This is a genomic window from Staphylococcus sp. FSL K6-3157, from assembly GCF_038005145.1.
GTDB classification, from domain to species: Bacteria; Bacillota; Bacilli; order Staphylococcales; family Staphylococcaceae; genus Staphylococcus; species Staphylococcus equorum.
Genome location: NZ_JBBOSM010000001.1, coordinates 679,067 through 704,896, shown reverse-complemented (window position 1 = coordinate 704,896; position 25,830 = coordinate 679,067). Strand labels below are relative to the sequence as shown.

23 protein-coding genes are annotated in these 25,830 nt (G+C 32.9%); 8 read left to right on the top strand and 15 right to left on the bottom strand.

Annotation, left to right across the window (positions count from 1 at the left end; all coding sequences use genetic code 11):
- Positions 1-23 precede the first annotated feature (23 nt).
- The gene (locus MHB47_RS03115) at positions 24-995 is read left to right on the top strand and encodes a YdcF family protein (protein ID WP_340755072.1); all 972 of its coding nucleotides are present in this window, start codon (positions 24-26) and stop codon (positions 993-995) included.
- Between the two features lie 369 nt (positions 996-1,364).
- Here MHB47_RS03115 and MHB47_RS03110 read toward each other — a convergent pair whose 3' ends face one another.
- Positions 1,365-2,033: an ABC transporter ATP-binding protein gene (locus MHB47_RS03110; RefSeq protein ID WP_277595295.1), complete on the bottom strand. Its 669-nt coding sequence runs from the start codon at positions 2,031-2,033 to the stop codon at positions 1,365-1,367.
- Complete coding sequence (locus MHB47_RS03105) at positions 2,033-3,085, bottom strand: ABC transporter permease (protein ID WP_021338480.1); 1,053 nt, start codon at positions 3,083-3,085, stop codon at positions 2,033-2,035. Before MHB47_RS03105 ends, MHB47_RS03110 begins: the two co-directional genes overlap by 1 nt.
- Before the next feature lie 155 nt (positions 3,086-3,240).
- On the opposite strand from MHB47_RS03105, the gene MHB47_RS03100 reads away from it, so the two are divergent.
- Both MHB47_RS03100 and MHB47_RS03095 read left to right on the top strand, forming a co-directional pair.
- Positions 3,241-3,915 (top strand): response regulator transcription factor, encoded by a 675-nt coding sequence (locus MHB47_RS03100; protein ID WP_021338481.1) that lies wholly within the window; start codon positions 3,241-3,243, stop codon positions 3,913-3,915.
- The gene (locus MHB47_RS03095) at positions 3,908-5,275 is read left to right on the top strand and encodes a sensor histidine kinase (RefSeq protein ID WP_340755070.1); all 1,368 of its coding nucleotides are present in this window, start codon (positions 3,908-3,910) and stop codon (positions 5,273-5,275) included. Before MHB47_RS03100 ends, MHB47_RS03095 begins: the two co-directional genes overlap by 8 nt.
- 89 nt (positions 5,276-5,364) lie before the next feature.
- Here the strand turns inward: MHB47_RS03095 and mqo are convergent, their stop codons facing one another.
- A complete protein-coding gene (gene mqo / locus MHB47_RS03090) occupies positions 5,365-6,843 on the bottom strand; it encodes a malate dehydrogenase (quinone) (RefSeq protein ID WP_277595292.1) in 1,479 nt (492 codons plus the stop codon).
- A gap of 389 nt (positions 6,844-7,232) precedes the next feature.
- Here mqo and MHB47_RS03085 point away from each other — a divergent pair, with 389 nt between their 5' ends.
- A complete protein-coding gene (locus MHB47_RS03085) occupies positions 7,233-8,384 on the top strand; it encodes a glycosyltransferase family 4 protein (RefSeq protein WP_340755068.1) in 1,152 nt (383 codons plus the stop codon).
- Positions 8,385-8,596: 212 nt separating this feature from the next.
- On the opposite strand, the gene MHB47_RS03080 is transcribed toward MHB47_RS03085, so the two are convergent.
- On the bottom strand, positions 8,597-10,198 hold the full coding sequence (locus MHB47_RS03080) for an L-lactate permease (protein ID WP_002506841.1): 1,602 nt from the start codon (positions 10,196-10,198) through the stop codon (positions 8,597-8,599).
- A 240-nt stretch (positions 10,199-10,438) separates the two neighbouring features.
- Between MHB47_RS03080 and MHB47_RS03075 the strand changes: the two genes are divergently transcribed.
- Positions 10,439-12,130, top strand: coding sequence for a CDP-glycerol glycerophosphotransferase family protein (locus MHB47_RS03075; protein WP_340755066.1), 1,692 nt, complete (start codon positions 10,439-10,441; stop codon positions 12,128-12,130).
- A 101-nt stretch (positions 12,131-12,231) separates the two neighbouring features.
- On the opposite strand, the gene MHB47_RS03070 is transcribed toward MHB47_RS03075, so the two are convergent.
- Both MHB47_RS03070 and MHB47_RS03065 read right to left on the bottom strand, forming a co-directional pair.
- Positions 12,232-13,080 (bottom strand): hypothetical protein, encoded by an 849-nt coding sequence (locus MHB47_RS03070; RefSeq protein ID WP_340755064.1) that lies wholly within the window; start codon positions 13,078-13,080, stop codon positions 12,232-12,234.
- A 281-nt stretch (positions 13,081-13,361) separates the two neighbouring features.
- Positions 13,362-13,880, bottom strand: a complete 519-nt coding sequence (locus tag MHB47_RS03065) for a GNAT family N-acetyltransferase (protein ID WP_064783478.1) — start codon at positions 13,878-13,880, stop codon at positions 13,362-13,364.
- A 270-nt stretch (positions 13,881-14,150) separates the two neighbouring features.
- Between MHB47_RS03065 and MHB47_RS03060 the strand changes: the two genes are divergently transcribed.
- A complete protein-coding gene (locus tag MHB47_RS03060) occupies positions 14,151-15,140 on the top strand; it encodes an acrylyl-CoA reductase family protein (protein WP_064783477.1) in 990 nt (329 codons plus the stop codon).
- Between the two features lie 212 nt (positions 15,141-15,352).
- Positions 15,353-16,711, top strand: a complete 1,359-nt coding sequence (locus MHB47_RS03055; RefSeq protein ID WP_002506836.1) for a glucose transporter GlcP — start codon at positions 15,353-15,355, stop codon at positions 16,709-16,711.
- A 332-nt stretch (positions 16,712-17,043) separates the two neighbouring features.
- Here MHB47_RS03055 and MHB47_RS03050 read toward each other — a convergent pair whose 3' ends face one another.
- The 9 genes from MHB47_RS03050 to MHB47_RS03010 form a co-directional block, all read right to left on the bottom strand.
- On the bottom strand, positions 17,044-17,445 hold the full coding sequence (locus tag MHB47_RS03050; protein ID WP_277595288.1) for a GNAT family N-acetyltransferase: 402 nt from the start codon (positions 17,443-17,445) through the stop codon (positions 17,044-17,046).
- A gap of 71 nt (positions 17,446-17,516) precedes the next feature.
- Positions 17,517-18,548 (bottom strand): NAD(P)/FAD-dependent oxidoreductase, encoded by a 1,032-nt coding sequence (locus MHB47_RS03045; protein WP_002506834.1) that lies wholly within the window; start codon positions 18,546-18,548, stop codon positions 17,517-17,519.
- 352 nt (positions 18,549-18,900) lie between these two features.
- Positions 18,901-19,320 (bottom strand): DUF2871 domain-containing protein, encoded by a 420-nt coding sequence (locus MHB47_RS03040; RefSeq protein ID WP_002506833.1) that lies wholly within the window; start codon positions 19,318-19,320, stop codon positions 18,901-18,903.
- Positions 19,321-19,466: 146 nt separating this feature from the next.
- Entirely contained in the window at positions 19,467-20,045 is a 579-nt protein-coding gene (locus MHB47_RS03035; RefSeq protein WP_340755054.1) for a YcnI family copper-binding membrane protein, read from the bottom strand.
- A gap of 15 nt (positions 20,046-20,060) precedes the next feature.
- A complete protein-coding gene (locus tag MHB47_RS03030) occupies positions 20,061-21,311 on the bottom strand; it encodes a copper resistance CopC/CopD family protein (RefSeq protein WP_340755052.1) in 1,251 nt (416 codons plus the stop codon).
- Between the two features lie 308 nt (positions 21,312-21,619).
- The gene (rpiB, locus tag MHB47_RS03025; RefSeq protein WP_002506830.1) at positions 21,620-22,066 is read right to left on the bottom strand and encodes a ribose 5-phosphate isomerase B; all 447 of its coding nucleotides are present in this window, start codon (positions 22,064-22,066) and stop codon (positions 21,620-21,622) included.
- 33 nt (positions 22,067-22,099) lie between these two features.
- Positions 22,100-22,732 (bottom strand): dihydroxyacetone kinase subunit DhaL, encoded by a 633-nt coding sequence (gene dhaL, locus MHB47_RS03020; RefSeq protein WP_056935856.1) that lies wholly within the window; start codon positions 22,730-22,732, stop codon positions 22,100-22,102.
- 12 nt (positions 22,733-22,744) lie between these two features.
- Positions 22,745-23,743, bottom strand: a complete 999-nt coding sequence (locus tag MHB47_RS03015; protein ID WP_340755047.1) for a dihydroxyacetone kinase subunit DhaK — start codon at positions 23,741-23,743, stop codon at positions 22,745-22,747.
- Between the two features lie 45 nt (positions 23,744-23,788).
- Positions 23,789-24,871 (bottom strand): MDR/zinc-dependent alcohol dehydrogenase-like family protein, encoded by a 1,083-nt coding sequence (locus MHB47_RS03010; protein WP_069817542.1) that lies wholly within the window; start codon positions 24,869-24,871, stop codon positions 23,789-23,791.
- Between the two features lie 174 nt (positions 24,872-25,045).
- Here MHB47_RS03010 and MHB47_RS03005 point away from each other — a divergent pair, with 174 nt between their 5' ends.
- Positions 25,046-25,810, top strand: coding sequence for a DeoR/GlpR family DNA-binding transcription regulator (locus tag MHB47_RS03005; RefSeq protein WP_021338496.1), 765 nt, complete (start codon positions 25,046-25,048; stop codon positions 25,808-25,810).
- Positions 25,811-25,830 lie beyond the last annotated feature (20 nt).

The window sequence follows — 25,830 nt, the reverse complement described above, 5'->3', positions numbered from 1 at the left end:
ACTATAAAACACTGGGGTGAAACATGAATATTCTGGCACTACTTTGTATTTTACTGATAGTACTTATTTTCTTAAGTATGTATTTTAATTTTAAATATTTTGCAAATATTAATATTTTTATTTCCCAGGTAATATTAGGTTATATTGTAATTATCTTACGTATTGGTTCTCATCAAATCCCTATAGACATCATTGTTGTAATGATTATTGGTTTCTTATTAGTACATATAAAACACAAACATATACTGCAGTATCGTATGAGCGCGCTATTTTTAAAACGACTTTATCGCTTATCTTTTAAAGTTATCGTTTTCACACTTGCTTGTGCATACATTAGCTTGCTACCTTTTGGATTTAATGTTGTATTCCTATGGTTATCAGCGATTGCCTTTAGCGCGATTTTCACTTTTATTTGTTATGTATCTTGCGCTTCTTGTTATTTAAATCAGAAATATATAGCAAAGTTTGATACGATACTCGTCTTAGGTGCGGGTATTTTTAATGAACATGTCACGCCTATGTTAGCTAATAGATTAGATCGAGCATTAGCATTGTATAAACAACAACCAAATGCCCAATTTATCGTAAGTGGTGGACAAGGTCCGGATGAACCTATATCTGAAGCTTTGGCCATGTTTCGTTACTTAGTTGATCGTGGCGTGAACCCAGCTCAAATTTTAATGGAAGATGCATCTACGAGTACATATGAAAACATTAAATTTACAAAAGCACTAATACAGCAGTCATTCAATACAAAACCTAAGATTGTCTGTGTCACAAGTCAATTTCATATTATGCGTGCAGTCCGCTTCGGCCAAAAGTTAGACCTTAAATTAAAAGGCGTAGGAAGTCATACACCTTATCACTTTTTTGAAGTTGCCTTAATTAGAGACTTTTTAGCATTAATGTATCAATACAAGTTATTGCTTACAGTTTACTTTGCTACATTATTTTTTTCTTGTATTTTTGCATTGTGGCACATCCCTACTTCTTAGACATATAATGTTAAAAACAACCAGCTTTAAATCGATTAAAATATCAATTTAGCAAATAGATCAACGTGACACAGTATTAAGTATTTATTAATAGTATTAAACATAAGATGAATAAGAACGTAAAAAATAAGAGGCTGGGACATATCACATGTCTCAGCCTCTTATTTTTATTGGCAGTGGCTGACTGAATTTAAAAAGCGCTTCGGCTCTTATATTCCATTTAACAGTCAGCTGTGTCGGGATGGCTCATACAACTAAATTTCATTGAAAAAAATTAAATTTCTGTCCCATTTCCTTCTCCCCGTTCTAAAAAGGTTATTTATTATTTTTATCTCCCAAGCGCTTCAAAAGGAATTAGACTTTTATGGGTTATGAATTCACAATTACACCATTATCTAATTCAATTACTCTGTCTGCATACTGAAATAATCTTTTGTCATGGGTAATCATTATACCTATCATTTTTTTACTTTGTATTTGATTTTTAATCATGTGAATAACTTCAGTTGCACGTTCTGCATCTAAACTTGCTGTAGGTTCATCCGCAAGTATAATTTTAGGATTGTTCATCAATGCTCTCATAATCGCTACACGTTGTTTCTCCCCACCAGATAACATATGTGGAAATACATTTAAACGGTGTTCTAATCCTATTTGTTTTAATAACATTTCCGCTCTTTGACTAGCATCATTTTTAGACATTCCAGCTTCTTTACCTATTGTCGTTAATTGTGCTTTCACTTTTAAATAAGGCACTAAATGTGAAGATTGGAATATAAATCCAATTTCATTCAATCTTAATTCTGATGCTTTTTTATCTCCTGCATATAATGGAGAACCATTATACAAAATGTCACCACTATTTTGTGAGAGTAAACCACCTAAAATAGTAAGTAATGTTGTCTTACCTGAACCTGACGCACCATTTAATATTACGAATTCTCCATCATTTACTTCAAAGTTTATTCCTTTTAATACAGGCGTTTCTGATGGACCTTTCCCAAATGATTTTTTAATATCTTTTACTTGTAAACTCATTATTCTCCACCTCCAATTGCTTCAATAGGGTCTACTTTAAACAGTTTAATGAACGATAACACTGCACCTATAATTGCCACTACAATAAATACGCCTACAACTAATAATAGATTAGATAGTGTTACATGGAATGGCATTGACACGGGCATAATTAATGATAAACCACTCACAAATCCTACAGAAATTAACACGCCGATCATAGTAGTAATTAATATTTGAATTAATAATGCACTTAATAAATGTTTTGTTTTGATGCCAATTGCTTTTAAGATACCGATTTCTGGTATTTTTTGAATCGTCATAACATAGAAGAATGCGCTAAGTACGATCGCTGAAATCACGAATAAACTTACAATCATCATATTTAATGGCGCTTGCTCTGCTTGATAACTTGGTATTTCACTTGTAATATCATCTTGTGTAAATACTTTGACATCTGAGATTTTATTTATTTCATCTTGTTGTTTACTTGTTAAGTCTTTAACAGGATAAACTGTACTCACTTGTTTGTTCAAATTGTCGAAGCCACTATCACTCATCATCACGACTGAGCTATGTGAATGCATCGTATCGTTGATAACACCTGATACTCTTAATTCTTTACCATCTTTAACTTCAACCATGTCACCAACGTTTATACCTTCTGCAGTGAGCTTACTATTAATTGCAAATTCATTATCTTTTGTTGGATAACTACCTTCTGCCAATTCAGGCTTGTCATTATTCACTGTATTAATCATCACAACATCTTCTTCGGTTTTATCAATTTTTAATGTTTGTGACGCTAATTTTAATGGTTCTTGGTTTGTAATATCTTCTATTTTCTTTTGTTGTTCTGGTTTGATAATTGATTTCTCAATTTGTGGTTGCTTATTATCCTGTAAAACATATTTTTCAGTTTTCATATTGTCTAACATCGATATGTTTTCTCTTGCTAACCCCTGTGCTAATCCGCTAATAAATAGAACCATAATACCTAGTAATAAAATGATTAACATAATTAAAATATAACGGAATTTATAATATTTTATCTCCTGCCATGCTAATTTCATCATTTCCACTCCTTCTCCAAAACTTATATCTAGAGTTTATCCTCCTTATGTGAACTCAATATGAACTTATGTTCATTTTTTAAAAACTTTTGTTATTTGTGAAGTCTATGAGTAACGTTTATAATGACAATAAAATGAAGAAGGAGACATTGCCCATGACAACTTGTCTTATTGTCGATGATGACAAAAAAATATTAGAGTATGTTTCTAATTATATTCGTCGTGAAGGATTAGAAACAATTACGCAATCAAGCGCTGAAGACGCACTGTCCTATCTAGAATCAAATCTAGTAGACATTGCCATTGTAGATATTATGATGGGTGGCATGAGCGGTTTTGAGCTCTGTAAAATTTTAAAAGAAGATTACGATATGCCAGTTATCATGTTAACTGCGCGCGATGCGCTAAGTGATAAAGAACAAGCTTATTTAACAGGCACAGATGACTATGTCACGAAACCTTTCGAAGTAAAAGAGCTCATTTTCAGAATTAAAGCTGTGCTGAAGCGCTATAACATTAATGCTAATAGTGAAATTACTATTGGCAACCTGACGCTTAATCAAGCGTATTTAGAATTACAGACAGATTCTAAAACAATGAATTTGCCTAATAAAGAATTCCAATTGCTATTTATCCTTGCTTCTCATCCAAGACAAGTTTTTAATCGTGATGATTTAATAGAAAAAATATGGGGATTTGATTATGAAGGTGATGAGCGTACTGTCGATGTTCATATTAAACGCCTTAGAAAAAGGCTTGAAAAATTGGAAGCATCAGTAACAATTCATACAGTGCGTGGATTGGGTTATAAGGTGGATGATCATGTTTAAATCACTCTATACACGCATTGCAGTGTATACTATTGTTGTTATGCTCTTCAGTGCAGTAGTCAGTTTTTTATGTACAAATATTATTTATCATAATTTTTTGAAAGAAAATAATGACGCAAAAATTATGCGTACTCTAAAAGATTCGATGGAATATCAAAAAGAATCAAAAATTGATAGTCACCCACCATTTTTCAAACATTTAGGTGAAATGAATTACCAAATTATGACTATTTCAGAAAATGGAAAAAGAACATACTATGGTGAAGCATTCAGAAAAGATAATATAGCACAACAAGATGTTCAAAGTGTATTAAACGGTAAAGATTATCATGGTATTAAAAATTTACCTTACACGCCTATTATTACTGGTTTTTTTGAAAATACTACTCAAAATACAGTAGGTATTGCTTTTGAATCCGAAGGTCAAAACTATGCCGTCTTCATGAGACCTGATATCGGTAAAACATTTAGTGAATTTAGAATATTCTTAGCGATACTAATATCGTTATTACTCATTATCTCTATCATCCTAGTTATTTCTTCAACTTATACATTAATCAAACCCATTCAACAATTGAAAAACGCGACAGAACGTCTTATGCAAGGTAATTTTGATACAGCAATTAAAATCACACGTAAAGATGAATTAGGCACGTTACAATATCGATTTGATAAGATGAGACTTTCATTAAAACAATTAGATGATATGAGACAACATTTCGTTCAGAACGTTTCTCATGAAATCAAAACACCATTGACACATGTTCATCATCTACTTGATCAGCTCAAATTTGCTAAGAGCGATCAGGAACGTGAGCGCTATATTGATGATATTTACCAAATCACTACACAACTTAGCGAATTAACAAAAGAACTTTTATTGTTATCCGAAATTGATAATGGTGCACATCTTGAATTTAAAGATCACATTGAACTTAATCAACTTTTAAAACAAATTATTCGCCATGAACAATTTTCTGCCAATGAAAAAGATTTAATCATCATGTCAGATTTAGAAAATATTGAAATGGTTGGTAACGAACGCTTATTACATCAAGCATTCCAAAACCTCATTACAAATGCAATTAAATATTCAATTCAAGGCGGTACGATAGATATTATACTTAAGCAAGATTTAGATTCTATTAAGTGTACAATTACAGACGATGGTCAGGGTATGACTGAAGAAACACAATCTCGTTTGTTCGAACGTTTTTATAAAGCAAGTAATCATGACAATAGTAATGGCTTAGGCCTTGCTATTGCTAAGGCCATTTTTGAACTACATGGTGGTACGATATCCATAGTAAGCGAAAAAAATAAGGGCACTACATTCTCTATCGAAATCCGTAAAAGTTAAATTAAAAGCGCACGGTTAGCCTAGTATGATACTAGATTAACCGTGCGCTTATTTTCATTGCTTATTATCATATCAATGCCAAAGCAATATTAATTTATTTTTAAATTTTTCGTGATTTCTTCATTCAATTTCGTATAAAGTGCTTCATTATCTGATAGTTTCATGCCATATGAAGGCACCATTGTTTTCACTTTGTCTTCCCATTGTTTAAATTCTTCACCATAGCAACGTTTAAGCATATCAAGCATGATATCTACTGCTGTAGAAGCACCAGGCGACGCACCTAACAATGCAGACAATGAACCGTCTTCAGAAGTTATAACTTCGGTACCAAATTGCAATGTTCCCTTACCATTTTCTGTATCTTTGATAACTTGCACACGTTGACCAGCTACAACAATTTCCCAATCTTCACTCTTAGCATTAGGAACAAATTGACGTAAGTCTTCCATACGCTCTTCATTTGAAAGGGTAAGTTGTGAAATTAAATATTTTGTTAAACTCATTTCTTTAATTCCTGCAGACAGCATTGTAATTAAGTTGTTTGGTTTCACAGACTTAATTAAATCCATATTTGAACCAGTTTTCATGAATTTAGGTGAAAATCCAGCAAATGGACCAAATAATATTGTACGTTTGCCATCTATGTAACGTGTGTCTAAATGTGGTACTGACATTGGTGGTGCTCCTACTGAAGCTTTTCCATATACTTTAGCAAGATGTTGCGTTGTAATTGATTCATCTTTACATACTAAGAACAAGCCACTTACAGGGAACCCACCAACATGTTTGGATTCTTTAATACCTGTTTTTTGTAGCAATTGTAAACTTGCGCCACCAGCACCGATGAACACGAAATCACTTTCAACAAATGTCACGATATCTGTTTGTAAATCTTTAACTTTCATCTCCCAAACACCGTCTTCACGTTGTTTAAGATCTTGTACTTCATGTTCATAATTTAATTCAACTTGCTTTTCTTCTAAGTTTTCAAATAACTTTTTAGTTAGTGCACCGAAGTTAACATCTGTACCAGTTTTATCATAACTCATTGCCATTGGTACATGAGATGTACGACCTTCCATCATCAATGGTACCCAATCAGCTATTTTATCTTTATTATCAGTAATTTCCATATTACTGAATAGAATGTTTTTGTTTAATCTGTCCACACGTCTTTTTAAGAAATCTACGTTACGGACACCTTGTACAAAACTCATGTGAGGTACTGGCTTAATAAATGCTTCAGGTTGCGTAAGTTGACCTTGTTTAACTAAGTAATTCCAAAATTGTTTAGTAACTTGGTATTGTTCATTAATTTTTACAGCCTTATTTATATCTATTGAACCATCTTTATTTTCTTTTGTATAATTCAACTCACATAATGCAGAGTGACCCGTACCCGCATTGTTCCAACCATTAGAACTTTCTTCTGCTGGCGTAGATAACCTTTCATACATCTTAATCTCTTTCTCTGGTGCGAGTTCTTTTAATATAGTTCCTAATGTTGCACTCATGATACCGCCACCGATTAAGATGACATCTGTTTTGCTATGTTTTGTGCTCATAACAAACACAGTCCCCCTTTTATATATGTTTATAGAAACGTTATCTTTATCCTTTTAAAAAAGTGGATGAAGCGTTTTCTATAACTAAAAAATAAAAAACCTTGCCGTTATTATTGATTAAAATGTAAAAATAACGAAATATATCTTTATACTTCTCTAATTATATACGTAATCGCCCTATGAAAAAAGGGCTTTCAGTAATTCTACACAAATTTTGTTAATATGTGTTAACCAAACTGTTAGTTAAAAGAGCTATTATATCTTCTAAAAAGACGTTAAAATGCTTTTTAAATACTGAAATAAGTTTGATACTACTAATAAAAACACATTATACATTTCATGATATAATGAATTCTAATTTAAGTTAAGAAACATTTGGAGGTTTTCCGATGAAATCAATCACTTTTTTCATGCATAATATCTATGCCATGGGAGGTACTGTAAAATCTATTTCACAATTAGCTAATACACTGGCTAAAAAAGGTCATAAAGTCGAAATCATTTCTATATTTAAAGGTGATTTAAAACCTTATTTCGAACTCCATGATTCTATCGTTATAAAACCTTTAATCAATTATCAGTTGCACCCTAAAAATTTCAAAAATTTACTTTTTAACCGTATTAATAAATACACTTCATTTTCTAAACCTAAAGTACTTTCAAAAAATGAACCAGGTTTAAACCAGTTTTCACGTTATATAGAGAAAAAGATGATTAAATCCATTCGTAAAATCGATACAGACGTTTTAATCGGGACTAGAGCCAGTTTTAATATATTGATTGCAAAATATGCACAAAACAACATTGAAACTATTGGCATGGAGCATATGAATTTTGAAGCCCATCCTGAAGCATTTCAACAAGAAATCATTGATGCATATACCGCTTTAGATAAAGTGACTACACTTACTACTGTAGATAAAATTAAATATCAATCTTATATTCAAACACCTATTTATGTTGTTCCAAATATTTTAGATGAACCTAGACTTAATAAAACAAAAGAAAAAATAATTACTGCAGCTGGCCGTTTAGAATATGAAAAAGGATTCGACATACTCATCGATAGTATTAATCCCATTCAGCATATCGTCAGAAAATTTGGCTATAAAGTACACATCTTTGGAGAAGGGCAAGAAAGAGATGCATTACAACAACTTATTGATCGATATGACTTATCAGATATTGTTTTACTACAAGGTTCAACGCAACAATTAAATGAACAATTAGCAATTAGTGAAATTACAGTTGTTCCTTCACGTAACGAAGGTTTCGGCATGGTTATCTTAGAAGCCATGAACCAAAGTAATATTGTAGTAAGCTTTAGTGGGAACGCTGGGCCTGATTCTATTATTAAAAATAACGTAAATGGTTATTTAATAGATCATAAGAACGTGACTGAATTGTCGAATAAACTGCGTAGACTCATCAATCAAGAATTCAAAGAACAAGTCCTTATAGAAAATGGTTTCAAGACCGTAGCTACTTATTCACCTGAGGCTGTTTATCAACAGTTTTCAAATATGCTTAATTCAAAATAAAAAAGATGTTGGAGCATATCAATTTATACTCCAACATCTTTTTTTATTTAAATATCTATCGTGATTCGGGTCAATCTTTCATCGAAGACTACAAGATAAAACTTTGATTTAGGCAAATCATTATAGATTTATATAAATTAGCGCTATCTACGTAAAACAAAAAAACTGCCAACAAAGTCTGAACTCTGTCGACAGCTAAATATTATTTATTTCTAGATAAAGAAATTCAAGATAAATGTCCAAATACATATGAAGACGAGCATCGCAATACTATAGCGTAATGTCATTTTCAACAATTGAGATTCTTTACCAACTTGTTGTACAGATGCAGTTGCGATTGCAATAGATTGCGGAGATATAAGTTTCGCTGCTACACCACCAACAGTATTGGCAGAAACGAGTAACGCGCCACTTGCTCCTATATTATTTGCAACAGCTGCTTGAATCGGCGCAAACAACGTATTATTATTTGTCACTGATCCAGTTAAAAAGACACCAATCCAACCTAAAATTGGAGATAGTAATGGGAATATAGCGCCTGTTTTTGCAATACCTTCACCAATTACATTACTTAATCCTGCATACGTCATAAGTTTTGAAATTACTAAGATAAAACATATTGTGATAATTGGTAACCAAAGTTCTTTAAATGAAAGTTTAAATAGTCGACCACCATCAGCAAAACCAACACGTTTAGACATTAAAATAGTAATAATTATTACTAAAAGAATGGCTGTACCTGTTTGACCAATTATGTTTAATGGAAGACTAATTGCTTTATTTGCAATCTCACTATAAGTACCCGGCAATGTGATGTTAAAGACGAACGCTTCTAATGCACCACCTGGCTCAAACAGTGCTTTGAAGTTTGGTGCACTCCATATCATTACAAATACTGTTAAAATGAAAAACGGGCTCCATGCATAAACAATTTCTTTCGCTTTATGTTGATCAATTTCTTGTGGTTTTTCTTCTTTATTAATTCTAAAGATATGTTTTGGTTGAAATTTTTTAGAAAATAAAGCTAATGCTAACATTGCGCCTAATGGTGGAATAATATCTGCTAATTCAGGTCCAACAAATAATGTAATTACAGCCTGTAATACTGTATAAGTAATACTTACAATTAAGATGGCTGGCAATGTTTCTTTAATACCTTTGAAACCATCAATAATCCATATTAATAGGAATGGTACTGCCATATTCATAATGAATAAAGTGAGCGTAGACATTTGTGATACTGCCATACCTGTAATATCTTCTGGTAATCCTAAAGTGTTAATTACAGTGATAGGTAAACCAATCGCACCAAACGCCCCTGCTGTAGCATTTGCAATTAAACATAGCATCGCTGCTTGTAATGGAGCGAAACCAAGCTGAGTTAGTAAAAGAGCACATATTGCAATTGGTACACCAAAACCTGCAGCACCTTCTAAGAATCCATTAAACGCAAAACCAATAAGTAATAATTGGATACGTTGGTCTTGTGAAATACTAGATATACTATCTTGAATAGTTTGGAACTGCCCTGTTTCAGTTGTAACTTTATATAATAATACTGCCATGATAACAATATAACCAATAGGTATGATACCTTGGAAAAATCCTTCGACAACTGCACCAGAAGCAATACTTACTGGTAGTTTAAAACACAATATTGCAATGATTAATGTAACGACTACAGTAGTAATTGATGCATATATCCCTTTCATTCTAAATACAGTTAAGCATAACAAGAATAAAATAATAGGAATCGCTGCAATGATAGATGAGACTAATACATTGTTAAAGGGGTTAAAAGTTTCTACAAACATTTGCTTCACTACTTCTTTCTATTTTAATTTATATTGAGATAGCTCGTTATTGTGATTTTTTTCACAATGAAATTATAACATTTTCTGTATTAAATACAATATACTTTTTAAAACTTTCATTATTTTTTCTAGCGTAACACGAAGTTTAAAATTTTAAAACCTGCTCTGCAAGGGATTCATTTATCTCAAGTGCACTCCGTGGTAAAATAGTAACAATAATGATTAAGTAGAGGGATATTAATGATAAAACAAATTGAATTAGTTGAGTGGCAACATTTAGAAACTCAACTAAAAAAAGCAACACTAGAAGATTATACACATTTTGTTGTAATTAACAACAGTATAAAAACACACCAAAATATGATTGAGGCAGTTAATTTGAAGCCTTGCACGATTGTAGCTGACTATACTGTTAACCAACAATACATAAATGATTGTCGTTATTTTGGTAAATTAGAGATTACATTTAATGATTGGATAGAAAATATTAATCACTATCCAAACATCATTTTCCATATAGAAACAACGCAACGTATTATAGATGAATTTAATATACAAAATTTATTTGACTTAGCTTTAATATCACTATTGCAAGATGATGTTGTTACTGACAGTCATGTCACTTTTGATTTCAGTCAGTCGTTTACTACAAGTAGCAAGATATGGAAGGATATACACCAACTGACACCATTGAATACGACAAAATTTAATTTAAATAAATTGGCATATGAACATAAACATGTCCTTCCATTTAAAACGAATGAAACATTGGCGCCTGAACAAATGCGTTTTACTGATAAATGGTTGAATGCTACAGGTTTCAAAATGCCCCATTGGCTTTTCAATATTGTGCAACGCCAGTCAGTTAAAAAGCATCGAGAAAAAAGCTATATATATGAAAAAAACCCGTCAAAAGTTAAAAATCATATTGTATTCTTAGGCTTTGATTATGGTTTTAGAGGTAACTCTCGTTACTTGTTCAATCATTTTGCTAAACATTTTTCAAAATTACCAATATATTTTATAACCGATGATGTCAATGGTCCAAACTTCATCAAGCCAGATGATCCAAAAGCAAAAGATCTCATAGAAAGCGCATGTGTAGTGATATTAGAAAGTAATATTCCTGATACACTAAAACCTAATGGAACTATTATTCAACTTTGGCACGGTACACCTATTAAAAAACTGTTTTTAGATAGTAATGAACCATCACAAAATCTAAATATTTACAATTACCGAGCACGTAAATATAATAAGTGGTTACAGCAAGATTATTTTGTATGCGATAGTGAATCCATTATTGAATATTTCAAATCTGCTTTTCCACAACAACAAACACATATTTTAAACTGTGGTTATCCTAGAATCAGATATTTGCTAGATAAACAAACGGATCACCATTATATTTCTTTTATTAAACGAGAATTGAAGTTAGACCCTGAAAAAGAAACTTTACTTTATGCGCCAACATGGAAATCTCACCAAGATGATTCAGATCTATTACCTATTAGTGACGGATTACTCAATAAATATAATGTTATATTTAAAGGACATATTGAAGATCAAGCTTCTTATATTCCTGAAAATGCAATTCTTGCACCGCCACATATAGAAGTTCAAGACTTATTATTAGTTTCAGACATTGTACTCACAGACTATTCTTCTATTATTTTTGATGCATTAACAATTAATAAAACTGTTTGTCAGTACACACCAAATCACGCTAAATACATTGCTGAACGTGGAGTTTATGATGAAGTTATGCATTCATTAGCTACTGTTAGATATAGTGATGCTAAGGCTTTGTTAAATGATTTAATTAGTCATCAAATGACAGAGATTCATTCCAATCCCTTTATCAATAAAGATAATCATGCTTTTGAAACACTGTCTCATATTATTAAAAAGTGTAATAAAACATATAACTAATATAGAAATATCGTTAATCATATAATAAAAAGGCTAGGAAACCTCATTACAGTAATGAGAGCTCCTAGCCTTTTTTTGTGTATGATTACTACTTCAATTGATTATTGATGATAAGCTGGATCTACAACTCGTACAGTTCCTTGTTGATCTACTGTAGCAATTGCGTATGTTCCTGGTTCAGCTTGATTTTGGAAACTAAAGATATAACTATAATTACCTTCGCTTCCTTCAATGGCATAATCATTATAAGGATTAGATTGACCATTAATTGAGTTAACTTCTGCCATTGCATTATCTAATGAGTTTTGGAAGTTAGGTAAATTCTGTAATGCGGCTTGATTATCAACAGTTCCTGACGAAATATTTTGTGAAACTGGAACCACATTTTGTCCTTGGTACGGTGGTACATATTCTGATGTCCCTGAATTTGCTGTACCATTGTTTGCATTGTTTGTATTCGCATTGTTTGATGCATCATTGTTTGCATTCGCATTACCATTTGCACCGTTTGCATTTGCACTATCTGCAGAACCATTAGCGTTACTACCACTATTAGCTGCATTGCTATTAGAATTTGCATCACTTGAACTATTAGCACTATCGCCACTATTAGAACTGTTAGCGCCATTACTATCATTTGAATTTGAATCATTGCTATCTGTAGCATTTCCACTGTCGCTTGATGAACTATCACTATCTGAGTCACTATTACTGTTGCTATCAGAACTATCATCATCGCTTGAATTGCTGTCACCAGATTTACTGTCTGAATCTTTGTCAGAGCTATCATTGCTCTTCTTGTCATCATTCTTAGAATCTTTTGATTGGTCTTCGCTAGATTTTTTGTCATCTGAACTATCATCTTTGTTATTACTTTCGTCATCGCCACCATTTGAACAAGCAGCTAAAGCTAAAGATAGTGTCAGCGCCCCTGCTAATAATTTTTTCATATAGAAAACCTCCTTATGTTTTAATACTCATAACTTAATAGTTTAGCCATATGTATTAATTTGCCAATAAGTTAGATGAGAATTAGTATGTTATTCACTATAAATTTAAAAATAAACATCTTTTGTCAAAAATCTTTCGAAAGAAAATATAAATTTAATGAGAACTAAAAATTTCAAAACTTTAATTTACATTATTATCAGCTTAATAAGTTAACTTAATTTATGATATTTAAATTGTTACTTAATTATTCCATTAATTTATTTGATCCAATTCATGCTATTTATAAATATTTCTCCATAATTAAATCCGTATCGATAATAGAACCTGTATAAAATTGATGTTCTCCAGTCACTGCAAGCCCTTGTTTTTGATAAAATCGATAAGCTTGCGTATTATGCTCCCATACACCTAACCAAAGCTTTGATTTGTTCAGATCTTTTGCTTTAGCCACTGCAAAATCAAAGACACTTTTACCTTTACCACTACCTTGCGCTTGAGGTAAAAAATAAATACGCTGTAGTTCAAGATATTCATTACCCATAGCTTCCGTTTGAGCCTCATTAATATTCAATTTAAAATAGCCAATAACTTTATTATTCTCTTTATAAAAGTAAGTGAATGAATTTTTATTTAGTAACTCTTTTTTTAGTTGTTCGACAGCATATGCTTCATTAAAGTAATGTTTGAAATCTTCCTCAGAATATTCTCCCTCCTCAAATGTTGTTCTAAACGTTGTCATACACAAATCTCTCAACATGTTAACTTCAGATTGTTTAACATGTTCAATACAGTGGGTCATGATTCCACCTCTATTTCTATTAATATTTGTTATTTATTATACTAAAACTAGGATAATTTTACTATAAATTTTTCATAATTCCGCTATTTTCGCAAGAGTATATTTACAATAATTCTCATCTTGTAACAAAACCAAAAGTTTTTGACTTTGAAGCGCTTACTTCTAAAACCTTATGTCTAGCCTTATTGTGTAATTTGCAATTACATGATAAAGTTGATTCTAGTTTTTTAATTGTGCATAAATATATACATAAGGGAGTGCCCTAAGGCAATGACTGAATCATTTAAAGCTTTTGTGGTCGACGAACAGGACGGCAAAGTAACAAATCAATTTAAAGATATAACTATAGATGACCTTCCAGAAGGTGAAGTGCTGATTAAGGTTAAGTACTCAGGTATCAATTATAAAGATGCATTAGCAACGGTTGAAAATTCAAAAGTTGTTAATACTTATCCAATGGTTCCAGGTATTGATTTAGCAGGTGTAATAGAACATTCTGATACGCACGCATTCGAACCTGGCGAAGAAGTAATCGTAACTGGTTACGATTTAGGGAGCAGTCATTATGGTGGATTTAGTGAATATGCTCGTGTCAAAGAAGAATGGATCGTGCCATTACCTAAAGATTTAACACTGGAAGAGGCTATGATTTACGGAACAGCGGGTTATACAGCAGGATTAGCAATAGAGAAATTAGAGCGTAACGGACTTTCAGTTGAAAAAGATGACGTACTTGTACGTGGTGCTACAGGTGGTGTTGGAACACTTGCTGTTATGATGTTAGATTCTATTGGCTTTGATGTTGTAGCGAGCACAGGTAAATCAGGTGTTGAAGAAAAACTTAAATCACTCGGCGCAAAAGAAGTTATACCTCGTATTAGCGAAACTGATAATAAACTCCTTGGCAAACGTACTTGGCAAGGAGCAATTGATCCTGTAGGTGGCGAAAGCTTATCTCAGATTATCAAACAAATAGATTATAATGGAAGTATCGCAGTAATCGGTATGACTGGTGGTCATAAATTTGATAGTTCAGTATTTCCTTTCATATTAAGAGGTACTAGTATTATAGGTATTGATTCAGTTTATACTGAAATGAAACAACGTAAACATATCTGGCGTCGATTAGCTAGAGACTTAAAACCAGATCATTTACACGAAATTAAACAAGTAATCAAATTTAGCCATATCGAAGATAGTATTAAAAAAGTCCTTGAACATAACAATTCTGGCCGTATCGTAATCGATTTCGAAGCATAGTAAAACAATAATTCCTTACCCCTACTTCAATTCATATTTTGAAGTAGGGGTTTTTGCATTTTAAATATAAATTCATTTTTATTCACATATAGAAAATATTCCGTTTGATATAAACACATATGAATTAATAAAAATCTTATACTTTAATATTTACAACCAATATATGAAAGCGTATACTTATATCTATCGAATTAAATCAGGAGGGTTTGGGAATGAAAATAAATAAGAAACTCATCTTTTTCCTTGGTGCCTTAGGTGGATTACTCTACGGTTATGACATGGGAGTCATATCTGGTGCTTTATTATTTATAAAAGATGATATTCCTTTAAATAGTTTTACAGAAGGTTTAGTCGTTTCATCTATGCTCGTTGGGGCAATTGTTGGTTCGGGAGCGAGTGGACCAATGTCCGACAGACTTGGACGTAGACGTGTTGTGTTTATCATAGCAATCATTTACATTGTCGGAGCATTAATACTAGCATTAGCACCATCAATGCAAATCTTAGTGCTTGGTCGTCTAGTTATTGGTTTAGCTGTTGGTGGTTCTACCGCAATCGTTCCAGTATACTTATCTGAAATGGCACCAACAGAACAACGTGGATCATTAAGTTCATTAAACCAATTAATGATTACAATTGGTATTTTATCATCATATTTAATCAACTACGCTTTCACACCAATTGAAGGCTGGAGATGGATGTTAGGTCTTGCTATTGTACCTTCTATCATCTTGCTTATCGGTGTAGCATTTATGCCTGAAAGTCCAAGATGGTTACTTGAACATCGAAGCGAAAAAGCTGCTCGAGACGTTATGAAATTAACATTTAAACATAATGAAATAGATAAAGAAATTGCTGATATGAAAGAAATCAACAAGGTTTCTGACAGCACTTGGAATGTCTTAAAATCAGCTTGGTTAAGACCTACTCTGTTAATTGGTTGTGTGTTTGCCTTGCTGCAACAAATCATAGGTATTAACGCGATCATTTACTATGCACCTACTATTTTTAGTAAAGCTGGATTAGGAGATGCTACTTCTATTTTAGGTACAGTCGGCATCGGTGCAGTGAACGTGGTAGTTACAATTGTCGCTATTAATATTATTGATAAAATTGACCGTAAACGTCTATTAATTATCGGTAATATCGGTATGGTTGCTTCATTATTAATCATGGCTATCTTAATATGGTCAATGGGAATTCAATCATCAGCTTGGATTATTGTTGCTTGTTTAACTCTATTTATTATATTCTTTGGTTTCACTTGGGGACCAGTACTATGGGTTATGTTACCAGAATTATTCCCAATGCGTGCACGTGGTGCAGCAACGGGTCTGGCAGCATTAGTATTGTCAATTGGTAGTTTATTAGTTGCACAATTCTTCCCACTCTTGACTGAAGTATTACCAGTAGAACAAGTATTCTTAATATTCGCAGCTGTTGGTATTGTAGCTTTAATCTTTGTTATTAAATACTTACCAGAAACTCGTGGACGTAGCTTAGAAGAAATTGAAGCGGAATTACGTACTAGAACAAATGCAAACGAAGCAAATATAAATGAAACAAAATAATTTCATTATATAAAAACGCTGACATCAGTTTCACCTCATAGCTGACGACAAAATCGTAAGATTTTGTCGTCAGCTTTTTTGTTCGCGTTTTTTGTGTGCACAACTTCATCCTGTATCGGCTTTTGCTTTATTAGCTAGTAAGGAGTAGGCACAAATCAATAACATTTTTCAAATAAAAAATTATTCATCATATTAAGGCAAAAGAAATAAATATATTAAAATTTAGTGAATAAGTGGCTCTTTTCATAGAAAAACACTTTCGTTGAATGCATATTAAAATGTATTCAACGAAAGTGTTTTTATGTTATTAGCTGAGCCAACTTTATTATATTTTAATATTTTCGATACATCCCTGCCGAATGCGGTTCTGTCGTTATAAAACCGTATTGTGCATATAGCTGATCTGCTGGATAGTCAGCAATTAAACTGACATATGTGCCTTGTTCAGCTTCAGCAGAAATGTACGCCATAATATTTGTCATAATCAACTTGCCATAGCCTTGCCCTTGATAATTAGGATTAACAGCTATATCAATAATTTGAAACGCTGTCCCACCATCGCCAATTACCCTCCCCATGCCAATAAGCAATTGATTATCATAAATTGATACATCAAAACAAGCATTAGCTAAACCTTTTGCTGCTGCTTTTTGTGATTTCTCACTCAATCCTGCTATTTTGCGTAAATTTCGATACTCTGAAACTGTTGGGGCCTTATGCTTTATTTCTATCATTTACGAACAACTCCTAAAAAAACACTATGTAACATTTACCATATCACATAGCTTCTTAGCTTACTTTTATTTTAAAGATATTTTTTCATAACCACTTTATTTGATTCTTTAAACACATCATTGTGACTAGATACATAACCCTCAGGTGTGGCTTTAGGCTCGACATATAATTTAGCTAAGTTTGCGGCATTAGCTGCATCACTAAATGCACTAGCAATAAGATGTGCTTTTGCCTCGTGATAGATAATATCACCACATGCATACAGCCCTTCAATACTCGTAGATGTATTGCCAAAACCTTTAATACTATATTCGTTAAACATATCAACTTGAGTTGAAGATTCTTCTAGTAATGTATTTTCATGATCAAAGCCATGACTAATAATCACTTCATCAAATGTTTTAGCAATTTGTTCTTTCGTTTCTGTATTTTCTAAAATAACCTGTTCAATTTTAGTTTGTGTAGAATCACCAATAAGTTGATGAATATGTGTGTTAGGTAATTTTTCAACTTCTAATTTATCCAACACATCTTTCATTGCCTCATAGCCTTTAATATCTGCTTTACGATAAATAAGTGTGACACTTTTGGCATAACCACTTAAATCATTTGCCCAATCTAATGCAGAATTCCCAGCGCCTGAAATCAATACGTTTTTATTTTTAAACTTTTTCAATGATTGTACTACATAATGTAAATTCGTTAGTTTATAGCGCTCTGCATCTTTGATATCTAATTGCTTAGGATTAATAATACCACCGCCTATTGCAATGATGACAGATTTGGCGTCATAAATATTATGCTTATCCGTTTCAATTTCAAAATGTTGTTCCGCTATTTTTCTAATGTCTAAGACACGTTCTTCCAAATTGACTTCAGGATTAAAATGTAAACCTTGTGTAACTGTATCTTTAATTACTTCGCCACATGGTTTAGGCGCTAAACCGCCAATGTCCCATATAATTTTTTCAGGGTAAACATGCATTTTCCCACCAAGTTTATCTTGTATATCAATAATTCTAACACTCATACCTCGTAAACCCGCATAGAAACTTGCGTACAATCCTGCTGGTCCACCACCAATAATTATAACGTCATTCATAATGAATCCTCCCAAAATCTATCTTTTCTCTTGATACTATTATGCTTGAAATGATAACGATTATCAATGGAAACGCTGTTATTTCCAGTCCCTTTTTCATTAATTTGTATACTTAAAATGGATATACCGATACGGTCATTTTTCTTAGATTATACTTTATTAACGAAGTTTCTCATCTAGAAAATAAAGGAGTGGAACCACCCCGGCAAAGCTGATTAGAAATGACGTATAAAAGCTGAAGTGCTTTTTCAATTCAGTCAGCCACTGCTAATATAATAAAAGAATCTGGGACATGTACTTATCTCCCAGATTCTTTTTAAATTTATGATCATACTTAATGTAGCATTACAGTTTATTTTTCATTTTTAGGATCTTTGATAATTGCACCTTTTAACAAGAAGAATAATAAAATAAACCCTGCTGTTAAAATTGTATGTCCGATACCAGCAAATCCTGCAAATGATTCTGGTACTGTTTTACCTATGACTTGATATGTTCCTTTAGTAAACATCATCCCTATTGTTGTTAATACACCTAGGTTAAATATAATGTAGAACCAATTAAATAGATAATAACTACTTAAATTAAAGACTTTTGTTACAGGTAATAAAATAAGATGCATAAACATGCCTAATATCAACGTATGTGTGTGTACAACTACAAGTTGCGTTTCACCAGTAAAATCATACGCTAATGTTAATTCACGATAATAAAACCCACTTAGTAAACCTAAGATTGTATAGACTAAAAAAGCATACAATATTCTGCGCATCGAGACTCCTCCTTATAGCTATTATAGGATATTTTTAAAAAAATTACAGTGACAATTCAACAAACTTACTCATTAAAAAGACAAGTCATATTTTTAAGATGACTCGTCTTTTTATTTATTTTATTAAATAACTTTATACACCTATTTTATTTAGCTGTCTTTTTAAAGATTGCTACTAACGACAAAATGATTGCAACAATAGATACAATCCATAGTGCTATTGGGCCATTACTAGATTGACTGCTTACAGCAGTATCTTCGTTCCCCTTAGCTACTTTAGTAATAGGTGCAGGTTTTTCTGCATCTTCATCTCCTGTCCATTTAACAGTTTCACCATCATCGTATGTTTGGTAAGCATCCCATTTAAATTCGCCTTCTTTTTCAGGGTTCGCCACTTGGATTGGTAAATCGATGAATTCATTTGGGCCAATGCCTTTATCTTTTGCCGTCCAAGTAATTTTCGTAATATTACCATCATCATCTTTAGTTAATTTATGATCAAATTGATCATTAGGTTCAACACCAACTACTGTAAGTTCTTTCGGTACTTTTAATTCAATTTTAGTCGTATTTGCATCTTTTTCGACTGGAACTCTGACATCATACTTTTCATATGAACCCGGTTCACTCGTATCTGGATTTAGCGTTACGTGAGCATCTGCACTTTTAGAAAAGCCCACTGCAATGATACATGCGACGATTGCTGCCATAATTTGTTTAAACATAAATTTTATCTCCCTTTATCCTGGAATATTGATTTGACTCATAATTACACCAACTAATATCAATATAATTCCCATAATTAATTCAATATACAATGTTACTTTATTTGCGCGGTGTTGTTTTCCTAACGCTCGTGTCGTTTGATAAAATCCTAGTGTCATCATGATGAGCGTTAATACCACTTTAACGATGAGCAATGCACTCCATGTTTGTATATTAGTCCAAATAGCTAATATATTTGTTTGGTCTATAGACATCAATACGCCAGAAATTATAATAAGTGCTACTGCAATCGTATTTAATTTCAATAAAAATGCTCTGATAGCATGGCTACTCTGATTTGATTTCGCACGTATGACAAGGAGTAAATAAATCAATGCACCTAACCAAAGTGACATCCCGCCTATATGTACTGTTCTAATTAAAATCGACCAAATAGGCACGCTTTGAGACCATGCGTGTCCAGACATACTCAATGTGATTAGCATTAATATTGTTATGAATACATACCAACTCTGTGACATGTGTTTCAATGTAAATAGCCCTAACAATACTATAATGGCCACCATCGTTAAGACAAATGGCACTTGTATTAGCGCTGCTGTTTGTAATGATAATACATCAGAAACAACATCTGAAGAAAGTGTCATCATATAAACTAAAGCAGTCATTACTGATAGCATCATAAGCATCCATACAATAGGTTTAATATATTGATTAGACTGAAATGGTAATAACCCTTTTCTACTTGCCAATTGATTTACTAGAAATAGGCCTGATAATGTAATAATGAGTCCTTCAGTTATAAAGCGTAATGCTCCAAACCAAAAATCTGCTTTTTCATAAAATGGTGGTGTCGTATCAATTCCATTAGCAGTTTCTTTACCAATTGAAAATTCAAACGTATCGCTTATCTCGTGACCATCTGCTGACATTGTTTGCCATTTTACATTATGTGTTCCTTTTTCTAACTCATCCACAGGAAATGATAATGTCTGTGAAGAACCTGTTGTACTCGGTTTCACTTCAGCAATTTCACTTCCAGTGTCATCAAAAATTTGCACACTCGAATATTGTGCGTGTACTGGTTCATTAAATTGTAGTTCAATTTCTCCTGGTTGTTCATTTACAACGCTGTTCGCGTTTGGCGTTACTTTTTCAAGTGTAGCATGTGCTGACACTTGTTGCGTTAATGCCATAAACACTATGATTATAGTGATGAAAAATATAGACATCGTCGCTTTAGGAAATCTTATAGACAGTTGCACGACAAATCCCCCTACTTATGTCTTGTACTTCTCATCATATTAAATTCAAAGTTTATTCACAATATTAATTATTAATTGTCATTTTTCAGACATATCATTTACATTAATTATTTTAATTCATGTTATATACTTGCAATCAATTTATTACATGTTATTGATTTGTACAATGCTATCTTTTAAAGTATGATGCTTTTATTTTTACAAAATAAATATCACTCATTTCCTCTCTAAACAATAAAAAGCTCATTCCCAAATTGTTGTGATTGGGAATGAGCTTTTTAATATATCAATTGATTTCAAATTATATTTTAGTTGTTTTCATTATTTTCAACTTGGTCTATTTTATCCACTTTACGCTGTGAACCGCCTTCCCAAGTTACATTGAGATAAGCTTCAACATTCTTTTTAGCGACTTCTATGCCAACAATTTGAGCGCCCATTGTCAAAATTTGTGCGTTATTACTTAATTGTGCACGTTCTGCAGAGTAATAATCATGTGCAAGCGCTGCACGAATGCCTTTGAGTTTATTAGCGGTGATTGCTACGCCAATCCCCGTACCACAAATTAAGATGCCTCTTTCGTTTTGTCCTTGTTGAATGCTTTTACCTACTTCAGCAGCTACATCTGGATAGTCAGTTTCTGCACATTGATGACAACCAAAATCTTCTACCTCATGTCCTAATTGTTCGACATGAACTTTAACCGCTTCTTTTAATTCATAACCATTATGGTCTGCACCAATTGCTATTTTCATACTAATTCCTCCTTATAGATTTAGCTACAGTAATTAAATAAATGATTTAAAAGTTTCTAACATAAGATACGAAGATGTCGCGCCTGGATCAACATGTCCTTGGGCACGATAACCTAGTCTTTTAGAACGTCCTTTATTAGAAATAATCTCTTTCGTGCTATCCATTCCAGACTTCGCTTTCACCAGTGCTTTATTAAAAGCGTCCCCAAATGGTTCATCCTTATCTAGTGAGGTTTCTAAAGATTTATAAAACGGGTCAAGCGTATCTATCATTGTCTTATCTCCGATTTCAGCTTTACCTCTATCTTTAATACCTTTACTAAAAGCAATCCAAAATTGATATAATGCTACATCATCTAATTCAGTTTTGTTTTTTACTGCAACAGCCGCCTTAAGATAACCAGAAGCATAGAGTGGACCAACTGAAGAACCAACTGCATCTAAAAAGCTTTTACCGACTGCAACGCTAATTTTTGCGATATCATTTTGTGTTTGCAATTCATTATTTATCGTTTTTTGTACAGCTTGATAACCAATATTCATCGTTACACCATGGTCACCATCACCAATTTTTCTATCCAATTCACAAAGGATATCTTGTTGTTCTTCAAATAAAGTTGTTAACGCTAAGATATATTGTTTAAATGATTGACTCGTCAACGCCATAACTACTTCCTCCTACACTTCTTTAAAGTTTGGGCAATCTACTGGATGATCCATACAAGATTTCAACGTTTCATCTAATTTCATTAAACTCACCGAAAAGCCGCCCATTTCCATTGAAGTTATAAAATTACCTACATAAGATTTATATGTTTTAATGTTTTGTTCTTTTAAAATTTCATCTACCTCTTTATTTATGATGTACAGTTCCATTTGAGAAGTTGCACCTAAGCCATTAACCAATACAATGACTTCATCATCAGCGTTGTATAGTCCTTCTTTTAAAATATTTTGCATAATCACATGAACTGTTTCTTTTGCTGTGCGAATTGTTGTTTTTTCAATACCTGGCTCACCATGATGGCCTAAACCAATTTCCATTTCGTTCGCTTCTAAATCAAAACTTGGTTTTCCAGTTTGAGGTAAGTAGCACGGGCTTAAACCAATACCCATTGAACGGGTACAATCATTAGCTAATTGGGCAATACGTCTTACCTCTTCTAAGTCATAACCAAAATCAGCTGCTGCGCCTGCTGCCTTATACACTAACAACTCTCCAGCTATCCCTCTACGATCATCAATATCTTTTGAAGACGCAACATCATCATTACCTATGACCACTGCAGTTTTGATATCATCTTCAATTTCAGTCATTTCACTAGCCATTTCAAAGTTCATCAAATCGCCCGCGTAATTACCATAAATGTATAACACACCGTGACCTTCACTTATTTCTTTAGTTACAGCTTGTATTGGAATAGGAGATGGAGAAGCAAATATATTACCGACAGCGACACCGTCTGCCATGCCTTTCCCTACATAACCTAGGAACGCTGGTTCATGTCCTGAGCCACCACCTATTAATACACTTACTTTTCGATTAGTATTGCGTTTTTTTCCAATTAACGCCCTTTGGTGAAGTTTTGAACGTCTAATATAGTCAGGGTAGGCAATCACATAACCAGTCATTAACTCTTCAATGACATTATCGGGGTTATTAATCATCTTTTTCATTTCAATTCTCTCCTTTTTACGATGCTCTATATTTGAACTTGGATGTTAAGGTACCAGAACGATTTTTAATGATTGATCACCTTTTTTCATTAGTTCAAAACCTTCCTCAAAATCTTTAAGTGCTAATTGATGCGTCACAACGCCGTCTGTTGGGAAATCTCCTTTTGCTATACCATCGATAACAAGCGGATAACAATAAGGTCCTAAATGGCTACCCATCAAGTCTAATTCTTTACGGTCTGATATAATACTCCAATCCACTGTAACAGGATCAGCAAATACTGAAAATTCTACAAAACGGCCTAATTTTCTGATTGCACTCAAACCTTGCTCTACTGATTTAGGATGACCGGTGGCTTCGATGTAAGTATCACAACCATACCCTTCAGTCAGTGCTTTGATTTCTTTGACGACATCTACTTTTGATGGATTCATAACAATATCAGCGCCGAATTTTTTCGCTAATTCTAAACGATCATCTTTCATATCTAGCACTACTAACGTTTCAGCACCTGATTTTTTAGCAGCGCCCACCATGCCTAGTCCTAAAGTTCCTGCACCAGATAACACAACGAAATCACCGAGTTTAACATTCGCACGTTGTACAGCGTGTAGACTACATGCGTAAGGTTCAATTAAAATCGCTTTTTCAATCGGCATATCTTCTGGCACTTTATAATTAATTGCTTCTTTCGTAAATTTCATATATTCTGCCATACCGCCGTTTACATTGTTTTGGAAGCCATATAAATCATGTTTTTCACACATCCAATACTGACCGTGATTACAAAATCTACAATCCCAACAAGGTACAATTTGTTCAGAAATTACACGATCACCAATTTCAAAATCTGTAACTTCATTTCCTTTTTCTACAATGCGTGCGATAAATTCATGTCCAGGTATCATCGGTGCCTTGATATATGACGGCTGTGTTTCATCACCCCAAAAGCTAGGTGCCCCATCATATGCTTTGATATCGCCTGCGCAAATGCCGCAAGCTTCTACTTTAACGACAATTTCCTTAGGATTATCAATTGTTGGCGTATCTACAGTTTCATATTTATATTCTCCAGGTGCATAAGCTACAACAGCATTCATTTTTTCCGGATAATTTTTCTTTGTCATTATTAACAGCTCCTCAACTTTTTAGAAAGCGTTTTCATTTACAATTACAATTCTAATATATATTTTTGTTTCTTTCAAATATTTTTTCGTTTCTTTTCGTTTTGATCTGTTTTTATTTGCTTGTGTACGATTTATGTTAAAATAGTTAATGATACGAAGGAGGATATGATTCATATGAAAATGTACGCGGATGAACGAAGAGAGCATATATATACTTATATAAAATCACATAAACGTGCGACTGTTAAACAGCTTTCAGATTATTTAAGTGTGACAGAAGCAACTGTTAGGAGTGATCTTAGACGTTTAGAAGGTGAAAACAAAGTCACTCGAACGCACGGTGGTGCAAAAGTAACTGAAAATATGACATCTAAATTAAACTTTTCTTATCGTCTGACACAAAAACATAGTGAAAAGTATAAAATTAGTAAATATGCATTAAAAAAGATTGAACCACAACAGTGCATTATGATTGATGCAAGCTCTACAACATATGAATTAGCAAAATTATTAGCAGAAACTACGATGGAACTTACAATTATTACAAATGGTTTAGAAAATGCGGTACTTTTAAAAGAGAACCCACATTTAACTGTTCTAGTAGTTGGAGGATTTGTTTCGCAGGACTCAAATGCTATTACTGGTAATATAGATTCACAAATATTAGAAATGTATCATATTGATTATTTCTTTTTATCCGCAAATGGCTTTACACTTGATAATGGATTAACAGACTTCTCACTACCTGAAGTTCAATTAAAAAAACAAATGGTGCGAGAAAGTGAAAATGTAATTGCACTTATTGATAAAAGTAAATTCGATATTTCTTCTACACTTTCCTTTGCAAAAATCAGTGATATCACCGAAGTTATAACAGATGAACCACCAACTCAAAAATGGACACATGACGTCCCTTTCACGCTCACAATTGCACACTAAATAAAAAAGGAACAATGATG

What these genes read in the sequence shown, in the direction of transcription:
- MHB47_RS03115 (WP_340755072.1), top strand. Translation starts at nt 24, where the DNA reads ATGAATATTCTGGCACTACTTTGTATTTTACTGATAGTACTTATTTTC.
- MHB47_RS03110 (WP_277595295.1), bottom strand. Translation starts at nt 2,033, where the DNA reads ATGAGTTTACAAGTAAAAGATATTAAAAAATCATTTGGGAAAGGTCCA.
- MHB47_RS03105 (WP_021338480.1), bottom strand. Translation starts at nt 3,085, where the DNA reads ATGAAATTAGCATGGCAGGAGATAAAATATTATAAATTCCGTTATATT.
- MHB47_RS03100 (WP_021338481.1), top strand. Translation starts at nt 3,241, where the DNA reads ATGACAACTTGTCTTATTGTCGATGATGACAAAAAAATATTAGAGTAT.
- MHB47_RS03095 (WP_340755070.1), top strand. Translation starts at nt 3,908, where the DNA reads ATGTTTAAATCACTCTATACACGCATTGCAGTGTATACTATTGTTGTT.
- mqo (WP_277595292.1), bottom strand. Translation starts at nt 6,843, where the DNA reads ATGAGCACAAAACATAGCAAAACAGATGTCATCTTAATCGGTGGCGGT.
- MHB47_RS03085 (WP_340755068.1), top strand. Translation starts at nt 7,233, where the DNA reads ATGAAATCAATCACTTTTTTCATGCATAATATCTATGCCATGGGAGGT.
- MHB47_RS03080 (WP_002506841.1), bottom strand. Translation starts at nt 10,198, where the DNA reads ATGTTTGTAGAAACTTTTAACCCCTTTAACAATGTATTAGTCTCATCT.
- MHB47_RS03075 (WP_340755066.1), top strand. Translation starts at nt 10,439, where the DNA reads ATGATAAAACAAATTGAATTAGTTGAGTGGCAACATTTAGAAACTCAA.
- MHB47_RS03070 (WP_340755064.1), bottom strand. Translation starts at nt 13,080, where the DNA reads ATGAAAAAATTATTAGCAGGGGCGCTGACACTATCTTTAGCTTTAGCT.
- MHB47_RS03065 (WP_064783478.1), bottom strand. Translation starts at nt 13,880, where the DNA reads ATGACCCACTGTATTGAACATGTTAAACAATCTGAAGTTAACATGTTG.
- MHB47_RS03060 (WP_064783477.1), top strand. Translation starts at nt 14,151, where the DNA reads ATGACTGAATCATTTAAAGCTTTTGTGGTCGACGAACAGGACGGCAAA.
- MHB47_RS03055 (WP_002506836.1), top strand. Translation starts at nt 15,353, where the DNA reads ATGAAAATAAATAAGAAACTCATCTTTTTCCTTGGTGCCTTAGGTGGA.
- MHB47_RS03050 (WP_277595288.1), bottom strand. Translation starts at nt 17,445, where the DNA reads ATGATAGAAATAAAGCATAAGGCCCCAACAGTTTCAGAGTATCGAAAT.
- MHB47_RS03045 (WP_002506834.1), bottom strand. Translation starts at nt 18,548, where the DNA reads ATGAATGACGTTATAATTATTGGTGGTGGACCAGCAGGATTGTACGCA.
- MHB47_RS03040 (WP_002506833.1), bottom strand. Translation starts at nt 19,320, where the DNA reads ATGCGCAGAATATTGTATGCTTTTTTAGTCTATACAATCTTAGGTTTA.
- MHB47_RS03035 (WP_340755054.1), bottom strand. Translation starts at nt 20,045, where the DNA reads ATGTTTAAACAAATTATGGCAGCAATCGTCGCATGTATCATTGCAGTG.
- rpiB (WP_002506830.1), bottom strand. Translation starts at nt 22,066, where the DNA reads ATGAAAATAGCAATTGGTGCAGACCATAATGGTTATGAATTAAAAGAA.
- dhaL (WP_056935856.1), bottom strand. Translation starts at nt 22,732, where the DNA reads ATGGCGTTGACGAGTCAATCATTTAAACAATATATCTTAGCGTTAACA.
- MHB47_RS03015 (WP_340755047.1), bottom strand. Translation starts at nt 23,743, where the DNA reads ATGAAAAAGATGATTAATAACCCCGATAATGTCATTGAAGAGTTAATG.
- MHB47_RS03010 (WP_069817542.1), bottom strand. Translation starts at nt 24,871, where the DNA reads ATGACAAAGAAAAATTATCCGGAAAAAATGAATGCTGTTGTAGCTTAT.
- MHB47_RS03005 (WP_021338496.1), top strand. Translation starts at nt 25,046, where the DNA reads ATGAAAATGTACGCGGATGAACGAAGAGAGCATATATATACTTATATA.